Origin of the sequence: Pseudomonas sp. 29 (assembly GCF_002754355.1) — a bacterium.
GTDB classification, from domain to species: Bacteria; Pseudomonadota; Gammaproteobacteria; order Pseudomonadales; family Pseudomonadaceae; genus Aquipseudomonas; species Aquipseudomonas neuropathica.
Genome location: NZ_PEEY01000001.1, coordinates 3,566,845 through 3,579,637 on the forward strand (window position 1 = coordinate 3,566,845; position 12,793 = coordinate 3,579,637).

General features: G+C 60.5%; 14 protein-coding genes. 5 read left to right on the forward strand and 9 right to left on the reverse strand.

The window, feature by feature from the left end; all coding sequences use genetic code 11:
- Nucleotides 1-303: 303 nt before the first annotated feature.
- A complete protein-coding gene (locus CLU80_RS16465) occupies nucleotides 304-1,068 on the forward strand; it encodes an SDR family oxidoreductase (RefSeq protein WP_093430198.1) in 765 nt (254 codons plus the stop codon).
- Between the two features lie 175 nt (nucleotides 1,069-1,243).
- Nucleotides 1,244-2,149 (forward strand): cation diffusion facilitator family transporter, encoded by a 906-nt coding sequence (locus CLU80_RS16475; RefSeq protein WP_095047316.1) that lies wholly within the window; start codon nucleotides 1,244-1,246, stop codon nucleotides 2,147-2,149.
- Nucleotides 2,150-2,258: 109 nt separating this feature from the next.
- Here the strand turns inward: CLU80_RS16475 and CLU80_RS16480 are convergent, their stop codons facing one another.
- The 7 genes from CLU80_RS16480 to CLU80_RS16510 all read right to left on the reverse strand — a co-directional run bounded on the left by CLU80_RS16480 (nucleotide 2,259) and on the right by CLU80_RS16510 (nucleotide 7,569).
- Nucleotides 2,259-3,392: an AGE family epimerase/isomerase gene (locus CLU80_RS16480; protein ID WP_099757856.1), complete on the reverse strand. Its 1,134-nt coding sequence runs from the start codon at nucleotides 3,390-3,392 to the stop codon at nucleotides 2,259-2,261.
- Nucleotides 3,393-3,573: 181 nt separating this feature from the next.
- Nucleotides 3,574-4,146: a HupE/UreJ family protein gene (locus CLU80_RS16485; RefSeq protein ID WP_093430201.1), complete on the reverse strand. Its 573-nt coding sequence runs from the start codon at nucleotides 4,144-4,146 to the stop codon at nucleotides 3,574-3,576.
- Between the two features lie 27 nt (nucleotides 4,147-4,173).
- The gene (ureG, locus tag CLU80_RS16490; RefSeq protein WP_007915910.1) at nucleotides 4,174-4,788 is read right to left on the reverse strand and encodes an urease accessory protein UreG; all 615 of its coding nucleotides are present in this window, start codon (nucleotides 4,786-4,788) and stop codon (nucleotides 4,174-4,176) included.
- 11 nt (nucleotides 4,789-4,799) lie between these two features.
- A complete protein-coding gene (locus CLU80_RS16495; protein ID WP_099757857.1) occupies nucleotides 4,800-5,474 on the reverse strand; it encodes an urease accessory protein UreF in 675 nt (224 codons plus the stop codon).
- Nucleotides 5,471-5,971, reverse strand: coding sequence for an urease accessory protein UreE (ureE, locus tag CLU80_RS16500; RefSeq protein WP_008087160.1), 501 nt, complete (start codon nucleotides 5,969-5,971; stop codon nucleotides 5,471-5,473). The genes CLU80_RS16495 and ureE overlap by 4 nt, the downstream gene beginning before the upstream one ends.
- A gap of 301 nt (nucleotides 5,972-6,272) precedes the next feature.
- Nucleotides 6,273-6,905, reverse strand: a complete 633-nt coding sequence (locus tag CLU80_RS16505) for a TetR family transcriptional regulator (RefSeq protein WP_007915913.1) — start codon at nucleotides 6,903-6,905, stop codon at nucleotides 6,273-6,275.
- Between the two features lie 154 nt (nucleotides 6,906-7,059).
- Nucleotides 7,060-7,569 carry a WD40 repeat domain-containing protein gene (locus CLU80_RS16510; protein ID WP_099757858.1) on the reverse strand — a complete coding sequence of 170 codons (510 nt, stop codon included), beginning with the start codon at nucleotides 7,567-7,569 and terminating at the stop codon, nucleotides 7,060-7,062.
- 385 nt (nucleotides 7,570-7,954) lie between these two features.
- Between CLU80_RS16510 and CLU80_RS16515 the strand changes: the two genes are divergently transcribed.
- Nucleotides 7,955-10,030 carry an AsmA family protein gene (locus CLU80_RS16515; RefSeq protein ID WP_099757859.1) on the forward strand — a complete coding sequence of 692 codons (2,076 nt, stop codon included), beginning with the start codon at nucleotides 7,955-7,957 and terminating at the stop codon, nucleotides 10,028-10,030.
- 93 nt (nucleotides 10,031-10,123) lie between these two features.
- Here CLU80_RS16515 and CLU80_RS16520 read toward each other — a convergent pair whose 3' ends face one another.
- Both CLU80_RS16520 and CLU80_RS16525 read right to left on the reverse strand, forming a co-directional pair.
- Complete coding sequence (locus tag CLU80_RS16520) at nucleotides 10,124-10,657, reverse strand: ferritin-like domain-containing protein (protein WP_093430205.1); 534 nt, start codon at nucleotides 10,655-10,657, stop codon at nucleotides 10,124-10,126.
- 98 nt (nucleotides 10,658-10,755) lie between these two features.
- A complete protein-coding gene (locus CLU80_RS16525) occupies nucleotides 10,756-11,691 on the reverse strand; it encodes a LysR substrate-binding domain-containing protein (protein ID WP_093430206.1) in 936 nt (311 codons plus the stop codon).
- Between the two features lie 122 nt (nucleotides 11,692-11,813).
- Here CLU80_RS16525 and CLU80_RS16530 point away from each other — a divergent pair, with 122 nt between their 5' ends.
- Both CLU80_RS16530 and CLU80_RS16535 read left to right on the forward strand, forming a co-directional pair.
- Nucleotides 11,814-12,452, forward strand: a complete 639-nt coding sequence (locus CLU80_RS16530) for an FMN-dependent NADH-azoreductase (RefSeq protein WP_099757860.1) — start codon at nucleotides 11,814-11,816, stop codon at nucleotides 12,450-12,452.
- Nucleotides 12,453-12,758 (forward strand): DMT family transporter, encoded by a 306-nt coding sequence (locus tag CLU80_RS16535; protein WP_093430208.1) that lies wholly within the window; start codon nucleotides 12,453-12,455, stop codon nucleotides 12,756-12,758.
- The last annotated feature ends 35 nt before the right edge of the window (nucleotides 12,759-12,793 follow it).

Sequence of the window (12,793 nt, forward strand, 5' to 3'; positions counted from 1 at the left end):
GTCGTGCAAAATGCCATCTCCCGCACATCTGCCGCTTCAGGGTCAAGCAAAAAACTTTCTATTTCGCCCGCAAAGCCTTGTGTGGCGCGGCTTTGCGCGTTTCCAGTTGCCCCCGGAAACTGTGGAAGGGACTGTGGATAACATGCGTGCACATGGCTACAGGCCACGGTCGCTATGGCGTTGGCATGTCTGGTTGTTTTTTGTACAGCTTGTGGGTGTTGCCCGTGAATGCGCGGGCGGGCATGCTGCCTGCTGATTTTCTATTCCAAGGGCTGCCCCGGCGGCCGAAGCAAGGAGAACACGATGTCCAACACCCTGTTTATCACCGGCGCGACGTCCGGATTTGGTGAAGCCTGCGCCCGCCGTTTTGCCGAGGCTGGCTGGAAACTGGTGCTGACCGGCCGTCGTGAAGAACGCCTCAATGCGTTGTGCGCCGAATTGTCGAAACAGACCGAAGTGCACGGTCTGGTGCTTGATGTGCGTGACCGCAAGGCGATGGAAGCGGCGATTGCCAACCTGCCGCCGTCGTTCGCCAAGCTGCGTGGCCTGATTAACAACGCCGGTCTGGCATTGGGCGTGGACCCGGCGCCGAAGTGCGATCTCGACGATTGGGACACCATGGTCGACACCAACGTCAAAGGCCTGATGTACGCCACCCGCTTGCTGCTGCCGCGCCTGATCGCCCATGGCCGTGGCGCCGGCATCGTCAACCTTGGCTCCATTGCTGGCAACTATCCGTATCCGGGCAGCCATGTGTATGGCGCAACCAAGGCGTTCGTTAAACAGTTCTCGCTGAACCTGCGTTGCGACTTGCAAGGCACGGGCGTGCGGGTCAGCAACATTGAGCCGGGGCTGTGCGAGAGCGAGTTCTCGCTGGTGCGTTTTGCCGGCGATCAGGAACGCTACAACGCGACCTACGCTGGTGCCGAGCCGATCCAGCCGCAGGACATTGCCGAGACGATTTTCTGGGTGATGAACGCGCCGGCGCACATCAACATCAACAGTCTGGAATTGATGCCGGTGAGCCAGACCTGGGCGGGTTTTGCCATCGAGCGGAACAAGGCCTAAGACCGCGTTGAAGCCATTCGCGAGCAAGCTCGCTCCCACATTTGATCGCGGTCTCATGTGGGAGCGAGCTTGCTCGCGAAGGGGCCGTCACAGGCAATAAATCCCGATAAGGTAAACTCCCCTCGCAACAACCCAACCGCACCCCGCGGTTTTCAGGGTTTTTCGAGGAGTCAAAGTGAGTAACCGAGGTGAGCAGGCACTGCTCAAACAATCGACCATTCTGATGTTGGCGGTGGCGATTGCTGGGATCGTCACCGGTTTTGTTTCAGGTTCGCAATCCATCCTGTTCGATGGTTTTTTCTCGCTGATCGCAACCTTCATCAAAGTCCTGATGCTGATCACTGCCAAGCTGATCGCCAAGCAAAGCAACCACCGTTTCCAGTTCGGTTTCTGGCACCTGGAGCCGATGGTGCTGCTGATCGAAGGCAGCTTCCTGATGTTGATCGCGATCTACGCGTTTCTCAACGGCGTGTTCGGCATCATCAACGGTGGCCGCGACATCGAGTTGGGGCTGGTGATCATTTATGCCGCGGTGTTTACCGTGGTCGAGTTCGCCTACTTTTTCTACGTCCGGCACCGTAACCGCAAGCTCAAATCCAGTCTGATCCAGTTCGACAACATCAGTTGGCTGGTGGACGCGATGCTGTCCGTGGGCCTTTTGATCAGTTTCCTCGCGGCGCTGCTGCTCAAGTCTCAGGGTTATGGTCAGTGGGCGGTGTATGTCGACCCGCTGATCCTGATCGTGCTGGCCCTGACCATGTTGCCGCCGGCGTTCAAGATTCTTGGCCCGGCCTTACGCGATGTGCTGGGGATCGCGCCGGACACGCTGGATGATCAGGTGCGCCAGGTGATGGACGCGGCGAAGATCGAGCATGGTTTCGACGATTACGTGTCGTACGTGCAGAAGCACGGGCGGGCGCGGTTTATCGAGATTCATGTGGTGTTGCCGGCGGATTATGCGCTGAGCAATGTCGGGCAACTGGATGCGTTGCGCGAAGAGATCTCGGCGAAGCTGGGCAAGCCGGATGCAGCGCGCTGGCTAACCATCAGCTTTACCGGGGACAAGAAGTGGATCGCCTAGAGACCGCATAACGGCTAATCGTCGGATCGCCGCCCGGAGCAGGCTCACTCCTACATTTGGAATGCGTTCCCCTGTAGGAGTGAGCCTGCTCGCGATAGCTATTTATCCGTCAGCGAAGATATTCAGCCAGGCCGCTATAGCAAGTCGCCAAGTGATACGGCGTAGTCGAAGGCATGTCCTTGCGACTCACCTCGCCCAACTCATCCCGGCACTCATGCCAGCCATCAGCATGCAAAAACCGCTGCTGCAATGCCTGCAACTGGCGCAGCACCACCGCTTCACTACCCTGACGCAACGTCAGCGCCCGCAGATATTCCGCCTGAGCCCAGATCCGTTGAGTCGAGTCTCGCGGGCGTCCATCCGTTTCCAGATCGAGCATCGCCCGTACCGCGCCGGATGACTGCACCACACCGTATTGCTCGGTGAAGGCAAATGCCCGGTCCAGTGCTGTATGCAGTTTCGAACCACGTAATAACGGCGACGATTCGAGCAGGAAATACCATTCGAACTGATGCCCCGGCTCATACCAGTTATCCACAGCCCCGAGCGGCTTCTCCATCAACACGCCATATTGCGGATCGACGAACTGCTTGTGCATGGCTGTGCATAACGCCAGCAACGCTGTCTGCGTTTGGGCATCTTCGCGCACGGCAAGGGTGGCGAGGAACGCTTCGGCCAGATGCATCAACGGGTTTTGCAGCGGACCGGTTTGCAGGGTGATCCAGTCCCGTTCCAGGCAGGCTTCGTACAAGCCATCGCCGGTGGCGAAGCGCCGGCCGATGATTTCCAGCGCCGCATTCAACGTCGACTCGACCAGCGGATCGCCGGATTTTGCCCAGTAATGCGCGCAGGCAAACAGGATAAAGGCGTGGGTGTAGAGATCCTTGCGCTGGTCCAGCGGTTTGCCTTGGGCGTCGATGCTGTAGAACCAGCCGCCATGCTCGGCATCATGAAAGTGCCGTTGCAAGGAGCGGAACAGTGCCGCTGCACGCACTTCAGCGTTATCCACAACCCCGATCAGACTGGAAAACAGATACAGCTGCCGTGCACAGGCCATCGCCCGATAGCGCTGCGGTGGCAGCGGCTGATGCGCGGCGTCCAGCGCCTCGTAGGGCAACGCCATGTCGGCGTTCCAGCCCGGGCCTTGCCAGAGCGGCACGATCACGTTGACGAAATGCTGCTGCACAGCGCCGAACAGGGCGGTCAATTCGGGCAGGGAGGTGGAGCAAGAAGCGTGGGGCATGGGCGGACGTCGTCACGGCTGGGGCGATTGCGCGACATGGTAGCAGAGAGACTGACATCAGCGATGCGGCGTCTGATCGGCCGCCTTCGCGAGCAAGCTCGCTCCCACAGGTTTTGTGTTCGCCACAAATCCAACGTGGGAGCGAGCTTGCTCGCGAAAAGGCCAGTTCAGACAATAAAAACTAGCCTGCTAGCAACCAAGCCCCAGTCACCGCCGAAGCCGCACCCGCCAACCGCACCAGCGGCGCCGCTGCCTGCGGCAACACGCGAACCACGCCATAACCGACGGCATGCAAAGCGGCGGTCGCCACAACGAAACCCGCCGCATACGCCCAAGGACTGCTCATGTCTGGCAGTTCCAGACCATGCGCCACGCCATGGAACAACGCAAACAGCGCCGTCGCCGCTACTGCCATGACCAACGGCGGCCGCACCGCCAAGGCCACTGCCAGACCCAGCGCCAGCACCGATGCGGCAATTCCGCTTTCCAGCGCTGGCAATTCCAGCCCTTCAAAACCGAGCATGCCGCCGATCAGCATGGTGCCGACAAACGTGCACGGCAGCGCCCAGCGCGCGGCGCCCTGCTGCTGCGCAGCCCACAAACCGACAGCCAGCATCGCCAGCAAATGGTCGAGGCCGCCAATCGGGTGGCTGATACCAGCGACCAGGCCGCTGTCGCCATGCCCCGGGTGAGCGAAGGCCAGCGCTGGCGTCAGCAGCAGCGCCACGGCGCCAAGAATACGTTTGAGTGTCATGGATAAGCTTCCTTGTTGAGCAGTGAATCAGGCTGCGGTCAGCAGGCCCTGGCGTTCGATGAAGGCGATGATTTGCTCAAGGCCCTGACCGGTTTTCTGGTTGCTGAAGACGAACGGCTTGCCGTTACGCATGCGTTTGGTGTCGCTGTCCATCATCTCCAGCGAGGCGCCCACCAGCGGCGCCAGGTCGATCTTGTTGATCACCAGCAGATCGGATTTGCAGATCCCCGGCCCGCCCTTGCGCGGCAATTTGTCGCCCGCTGAGACGTCGATCACGTAGATGGTCAGGTCGGACAGCTCCGGGCTGAAAGTCGCCGACAGGTTGTCGCCGCCGGATTCCACCAGAATCAGATCCAGCCCCGGAAAACGCCGGTTCAGTTGATCGACCGCTTCCAGGTTGATCGAGGCGTCTTCGCGGATCGCGGTGTGCGGACAGCCACCGGTTTCCACGCCGATGATCCGTTCCGGCGCGAGGGCTTCGTTGCGCACGAGAAAATCGGCGTCTTCGCGGGTGTAGATATCGTTGGTGACCACGGCGAGGTTGTAGCGCTCGCGCAGGGCCAGGCACAGGGCCAGGGTCAACGCGGTTTTACCGGAACCGACCGGGCCGCCGATGCCGACGCGCAGAGGTTGTGTGTTCATGGTTGTTTCTCCTAAGAGCGGAAGAGGCGGCTGTACTGGCGCTCGTGGGCCATGCACGCCAAGGACAGGCCGAACGCGGCGCTGCCCATGTGGTCGGGGTTGATTCGGCTCGCGTCCTGCTGCGCCTGTTGTAACAACGGCAGCAGTTCGCTGGTCAGGCGCTGGGCGGCTTGCTGGCCCAGCGGCAAGGTTTTCATCAGGACGGCGAGCTGGTTTTCCAGCCAGCTCCATAACCACGCGGCGAGGGCGTCTTGCGGGCTGATGCCCCAAGCGCGCGCGGCCAGCGCCCAGCACAGGGCCAGATGCGGTTCGGGGCATTGATCAAGAAAATCGCGGGCGGCTGCGTCGAGTTCCGGCAAACCATTGAGCAACTGCTGCAACGAATAGCCCATCTGCCGGCTCTCCAGATGCAACTCGCGCGTCTCGCGACTGGCGCGATGGCTTTCGCAAAGGATCTGCAATTCAGCCCACTGTTCATCCGCCGCTGCCTGGCAATGCGCGAGCAGCAGCGGCGCTTCGAAGCGGGCGAGGTTGAGCAGTAACTGATCGCTGATCCAGCGCCGGGCACTGTCCGGGTTGTTCACGCGGCCGTTATCCACCGCCATTTCCAGGCCTTGCGAATAGCTGTAGCCGCCAATCGGCAATTGCGGACTGGCCAGGCGCAGCAGCGCCCAGGCCGGATTCACAGGCGTACGCCGAACTGATGGAGTTTCGGCGCGTAGTTGAAGTCTTCGTCGCCGTGGCGTGAATGGTGATGGCCGCCGCCATAGGCACCGTGCTCGGGCTGGAATGGCGCTTCGATCGCTTCTACCTGCGCACCAAGCTGTTCGAGCATCGCCTTGAGCACGTAATCGTCGAGCAGGCGAAGCCAGCCATCGCCAACCTGCAAGGCGACGTGGCGGTTACCCAAGTGATAGGCAGCGCGGGTCAGTTCGAAGGCGTTGGCGCAGGTGACGTGCAGCAATTGCTCGGGGCGGGCGCAGACGCGGACGATGCGGCCGTCTTCAGCTTGTAGGCATTCGCCGTCATACAGCGGCGGCTGACCGCGCTCCAAAAACAACCCGACGTCTTCGCCCTCGGCACTGAAACAGCGCAAACGGCTTTTGCTCCGCGCTTCGAAGGTCAGGTGCAACTCGGCGGCCCAGACGGGTTGAGGGTCGATTCTGCGGTGAATCACCAGCATCGGAAAGCTTCCAGCTATGGACAATACTCTGGCTAGAGCAAGGGCCTTGCCAATCGGACGGGATGTAGGAAATCCCTGTCGGAGCGTAGTGGATGTTTCGAGATGTTGCGGGAATATGGACGGTTTTGGTGCGTGAAGATTTTTTAATGCACCAAATGGAGGCCGATGCGCCGAACCAAATGTGGGAGCGAGCTTGCTCGCGAAAGCGGTGGGTCAGTGATTTAGAAGTTGGCTGACACGACGCCTTCGCGAGCAAGCTCGCTCCCACAGGGGATTTGGTCTGGGCTGAAATAAAGGAAGGTTATTCGGTACTGCCCAGCCCCTGCCAGTGCTTGAGCCCAATAAAGATAAAGCGCAGTTGCTGGGTGATCTTCGCCTGCGGCGTCAGATGTTCCGGCAAGGCTTCGGCCGGCGGATCGATGATGTCGGGGAGGGTAGCGAAGACCGATTTGACGATCAGGTCAGCCATCACGCTCAAACCGGCGGCATCCAGGTGCTGAAGCTTGGGCATCATCGTCAGGTCGGCCGCCAGGTCGGAGCTGATGTTCTCGCGCAACCGGCCGATTGCCTGACGCACCGGCAGCGAGCCACCGTACTGCTCACGGGCGAGAAACAGGAATTGCGAGCGATTGGCGCTGACCACGTCGAGGAAGATCCGCACCGAGGCATCGATGATGCCGCCCATGACGAATTCGTTGTGGCGCACCAAGCGGATGGTTTCACGGAAGGTCTGGCCGACTTCACTGACCAGCACCAGGCCGAGCTCATCCATATCGGCAAAATGCCGGTAGAAACCGGTGGGCACAATCCCGGCGGTTTTGGTCACTTCGCGCAGGCTCAGGCTGCCGAATCCTCGGCCGCTTTCCATGAGGTGGCGGGCAGCGTCCATCAAGGCGTTGCGGGTCTGTTGTTTCTGTTCGGCGCGGGGCAGCATCGCAGGGTGTGTTCTTTGGCAGGACAAGCGCCGCACTCTAGCAAATCGGCTTTGTCGGCGTCGAACGAGAGGACATGGAGCAGAAGATTTCACCGGCCAGAAAAGTCAAAAGCCCAATCCGGTGATTGGGCTTTTTTTCGAGGCCGCCATGGGCTTAGCTCAAGGCACTGTTGCGTTCGATCACACGGTCACCACCACCTTCGGCAAGGGTTTGACCTTGTGGAGTGCGGTCGCCGCCGTCAGATGCCAGGGTCTGGCCTTGTGGGGTGCGGTCGCTACCGTCGGAAGCCAGGGTCTGGCCTTGTGGGGTGCGGTCGCTACCGTCGGAAGCCAGGGTCTGGCCTTGTGGGGTGCGGTCGCTACCGTCGGAAGCCAGGGTCTGGCCTTGAGGGGTGCGGTCGCTGCCGTCGGAAGCCAGGGTCTGACCTTGTGGGGTCTTGTCGTAGCCGTCCTGAACCAGGCCTTTCTCTTCCAGGCGATCACGGCCGCCTTCAGCCAGGGTCTGGCCTTGTGGGGTACGGTCCGAACCATCAGCTGCTACGGTCTGGCTGAATACCGAGTGGCTGGATTTCACTTGCGGGGTAGCCTGGTCGGCAGCGGGCAGGGCGAAAGCAGTGCTGGCTAGCATCGACAGGGTAAGGCTGAGCAGTAATTGGCGTTTCATGATGGGTTGCTCCTTGGGAGGGCGATAAAGTGGGTACGAGGGCAATGCTACTCTCGATAAGTCGATATAAAAGTTCATAAACGCAATGGTAATAATCAACAGAATTGATTGTTCTGCCGGGAGGCTCTAGATCGCGGCTTTCCGGGCGACGGTTTTGCACCGGGGTGGGTATTTCCGACTCACTCGCGCCTCGCAAAAGTGCGGGTCGCGGTAACACTGTTCGACTGACTGGTCAGATTTCGCGCAACTTTTTGCGCGGTAATCGGCCTTTCGATTAAACCTGCGGCTGGTTTGCCAGTCGTAGATTTCATGAGGGCCGCTTTGGCCCGCCGTTTCAGCCGTACGCCGCAGTCTTTGCGTGCGGTCGTGATCAGGAGCTTTGTGCATGACGCGCACTGGAAAAATCTTCAGCTGGACCTTCGCCATCCTCGTGCTGCTACTGGCCGTGCTGGTGTTGATCATCGTGTTCTTCGACTGGAACCGGATCAAACCGCCGCTCAACGCCAAAGTCTCGGAAGAACTGCACCGACCGTTTGCCATCAATGGCAACCTCGCGGTGATCTGGCAGCGCGAGCCGGACGAGGGTGGCTGGCGCGCCTGGGTGCCGTGGCCGCACGTGGTCGCTGAGGATTTGAGCCTGGGCAACCCGGACTGGTCGAAAAAGCAGCAGATGGTCACGCTCAAACGCGTTGAGCTGCGTATCTCGCCGCTGGCATTGCTGGCGCAACGCGTGGTGATTCCGCGCATCGACCTGACCGAACCCAATGCCGAGTTGCAGCGTCTGGCCGATGGCCGCGCCAACTGGACATTCAAGTTCGACCCGAAAGATCCGAACGCTGAACCCTCGAGCTGGGTGGTCGACATCGGCGCCATCGGTTTTGACAAGGGCCATGTCACCCTCGACGATCAAACGCTCAAAACCAATCTGGATGTGCTGATCGATCCGCTGGGCAAACCCATCCCCTACAGCGATATCGTCGGTGACAAAGCAGCCAAGACTGCGCAGGACAAGGGCGGTGCGCCGCAGGATTACGCGTTTGCCTTGAAGGTCAAAGGCCAATACCACGGTCAAAACCTCACCGGCCAAGGCAAGATCGGTGGGCTGCTCGCCTTGCAGGATGCGCGCAAGCCATTCCCGCTGCAGGCCCAGGCGAAGATCGGCGACACTCGCATCGAACTGGCCGGCACGCTGACGGATCCGCTCAACCTCGGCGCCCTCGATCTGCGCCTGAAACTGGCAGGCGCGAGCCTCGGCAATCTTTATCCGCTGACTGGCGTGACCCTGCCGGACACCCCTCCGTATTCCACTGACGGTCACTTGATCGCCAAACTGCACGATGAGGCCGGGGCGAAATTTACCTACGAGCAGTTCAACGGCAAGATCGGCAGCAGCGACATCCATGGCGACCTTACCTACGTCGCCAGCCAGCCACGGCCGAAACTCAGCGGCGCGTTGCTTTCCAATCAACTGTTGTTCGCTGACCTCGCACCGCTGATCGGCGCTGACTCCAATGACAAGCAGAAGGCGCGCGGCGGCGAGAGCAAACAGCCGGTCGATAAAGTGCTGCCGGTGGAAGAGTTCAAGACCGACCGCTGGCGCGCGATGGATGCCGACGTCGAGTTCACCGGCAAGCGCATCGTCCACAGCGAGAAACTGCCGTTCAACGACCTCTATACCCACCTGAAACTTAACGATGGCGAGCTCAGCCTGGAGCCACTGCGCTTTGGCGTGGCGGGCGGCAATCTTGATGCACAGATCCGCCTCAACGGTCGTACCGAACCGCTTGAGGGCCGCGCGAAATTGACCGCGCGCAAGTTCAAGCTCAAGGAGCTGTTCCCGACGTTCGAGCCGATGAAGACCAGTTTCGGTGAACTCAACGGCGACGCCGATATCACTGGTCGCGGCAACTCGGTGGCCAAACTGCTGGGCGGCGCCAACGGCAAGTTGAAGATGTTGATCAACGACGGCGCGATCAGCCGTGAGCTGATGGAACTGGCCGGGCTCAACGTCGGCAACTATGTGGTCGGCAAGATCTTTGGCGACAAGGAAGTGAAGATCAACTGCGCGGCGGCGGACTTCGACATCAAGACCGGTCTGGCGACCACGCAGCTGTTTGTCTTCGATACCGAGAACGCGATCATCTATATCGACGGCACGGCGAACATGGCCACCGAGCAACTCGACCTGACGGTGACCCCGGAATCCAAGGGCTGGCGTTTGATTTCCCTGCGTTCACCGCTTTACGTGCGCGGCAAGTTCATCAAGCCGGACGCGGGTGTGAAGGCTGTGCCGCTGATGTTGCGCGGGGCGGGGATGGTTGCGCTGGGTGTGATCGCCGCGCCGGCGGCGGGGCTGTTGGCGCTGGTGGCACCGAGTGGCGGTGAGCCGAATCAGTGTGCGCCGTTGCTGGAGCAGATGAAGGCGGGCAAGGCGCCGGTTACCGTAAAACCTACCAAGTAATCTTCAGCGTTAGTAAAGACGCCATCGCGAGCAGGCTCACTCCTACATTTGGAATGCGTTCCCATGTAGGAGTGAGCCTGCTCGCGATAGGGTTTAGAGGTCGTTCAGGATGTCAGCCATGTCATCGGCATGCTCTTCTTCCTGCGCCAGGATATCTTCGAAGATACGCCGCGTAGTCGGGTCTTTCTCGCCGATGTACTGGATGATTTCGCGATAGCTGTCGATGGCGATCCGCTCGGCAACGAGGTCTTCGTAGACCATCTCTTTGAGGGTGTTGCCGGCCACGTATTGCGCGTGGGACATCTTCGACAGCATGTCGGGGTTGAACTCGGGCTCGCCACCCAATTGCACAATGCGCTCGGCCAGACGGTCAGCGTGCTGGGCTTCCTGGGTGGCGTGTTCGAGAAACTCTTCGGCGGCCACATGGGCTTTCACACCATTGGCCATGAAGTAGTGGCGCTTGTAGCGCAACACGCAGACCAGTTCAGTGGCCAGCGATTCATTGAGCAAGCGCAGCACCTCTTCACGGTCGGCGCTGTAGCCCTCGGTGACGGCGCCGTTCTCGACGTGTTGGCGCGCACGTTCGCGCAAGGTTTGAACATCTGACAGATGCAGGTCGTCGCTCATTTCGATCTCCTGGAGGCTAATCCGATTGTCGCCACGTTCTGCGGACGCGGTCGCTACCTAAGCTGTGAGTCGTGAGCGTTGCAAAAAGTTTTATCGGTTTACGCAACCCCTGTAGGAGCTGCCGAAAGCTGCGATCTTGGCGCCAGCCCGGACAAAACTGCCTCCTCGCGCAGCCAGGCAAAAAAAGCCCGCACCGGCGGATGCCGCTCGCGCCCCGGCACGCACAACGCGCTGTACCCGGCGCCATCGACCTGAACCTGGCCCATGAACGGCACCAGCAAACCGCTGGCGACACTCTCCGACACCAGAATATTGCTCGCCAGCACCAGCCCTTGCCCGGCGATCGCCGCTTGCAGGGCGTAATGCTCTTCATCGTATTCGCGGATGGCCGGTTGCGCGTGTAACCAGTTCTCGCCGGCCTTGGCGCACCACGCTTCCCAGCCATGGGCATACAGCTTGGAATTGTGCCAGCGCACGCTGATCAACGTCGGTGTACGCCGCGCCGCCAGCGCCACTTGCTCGGGTGAGCCGTACACGCCGAACGACTCATCGAACAGGCACAGGCCATACAGGTTCGGGTAATCGTCGAGGCTGTAGCGCAGGACCAGATCGACACTGGCGTCCTGATGCAGATCGATGACTTCGCAGTGCGTATCGAGGCGCACGTTGATGTTCGGATGCTGCGCGTAAAAGCGCCCGAGGCGCGGCACCAGCCACAGCGCAGCAAACGCGGCGGTGGTCGACAGCGTCAGCGTGCTGGCGTTGCGTTGCGGGCGCAGGGTGTCGACGCTTTGCGCCACCTCCAGCAATGCGCCGTGCAGGCTGCGAAACAGGCGTTCGCCGCCCTCGGTCAGGCGCACCTGGCGTGGCAGACGTTCAAACAACGCGACACCGAGCCAGTCTTCCAGCGAACGGATCTGATGAGAAATCGCGGTCGGCGTGACCGACAGCTCTTCGGCGGCAGCCTTGAAGCTCAGCAATCGTGATGCCGATTCAAAGGCGCGCAGGGCGGTCAGCGGTAACGAGGCAAACATTGGAAAACTCCATGGATGAAATCAATTCATCCAGACTGATTTTTGCTCATTTGAGAAGAAGCAATGACGAGCCGCAAGCTGCAATGCACAAGCAGTTTGATTCTAGTCCGGAGAATTTACAGATGAGCAGGATTCTTGCGATACATGCCAGCCCACGTGGTGACCGTTCGCACTCGCGGCGGTTGGCGGAAGCTTTTCTCAGCGCCTGGCAGGTGCGTCATCCACAGGCGCAGGTGACCCGGCGTGAAGTCGGCCGAGCGTTGATTCCGGCGGTCAACGAGGCCTTTGTCGCTGCCGCGTTTTATCCGGAGCCTGAAGCGCGCCCATTGTCGATGCAGGCTGATCTGGCATTGAGCGATCAACTCGTTGGCGAGTTGTTCGACCACGACCTGCTGCTGATTTCCACGCCGATGTACAACTTCAGCGTACCCAGCGGCCTTAAGGCCTGGGTCGATCAGATCGTGCGGCTGGGCCTGACGTTCGATCACACGCTGGACAATGGCGTCGCCCAGTACACGCCGCTGTTGCAGGGTAAGAAGGCGCTGATCGTCACCAGTCGCGGTGGTTTTGGCTTCGGCACGGGCGGCGAGCTGGAAGCCTTGAACCACGCCGATCCCTGGTTGCGTACGGCGCTGGGGTTCATCGGCATCAACGACGTCAGCGTGGTCGCTGCCGAGGGCGAAGAGTCCGCCGAACGCACGTTCGCGGTGTCGTTGGCCGAGGCCGAGCAGCGTTTGCTCAGCCTTGCCCGGGAGTTCTAGGTGGCCTGGCTGTTCCTGCTGATCGCCGCCGGATTTGAAGTGACGTTCGCCATGGGCATGAAATACGCCGAAGGCTTCACCCGGCTCTGGCCGTCGTTGATCACGGTGATTGCGGCGATCGGCGGGATCTACTTCCTGACACTGGCAATGCGCGAGTTGCCGGTGAGCATCGCCTACCCGATCTGGACCGCGATTGGCTCACTCGGCACGGTGTTCCTCGGTTTCGCCCTGTTGGGCGAGAGCCTGACGCTGGTCAAACTGCTGTCAGTCGGGCTGATTGTGGCGGGGGTGGTGGGCCTGAAGTAGGCTGGTCGTCGAGTTGTCATCATCACGGAGGATGC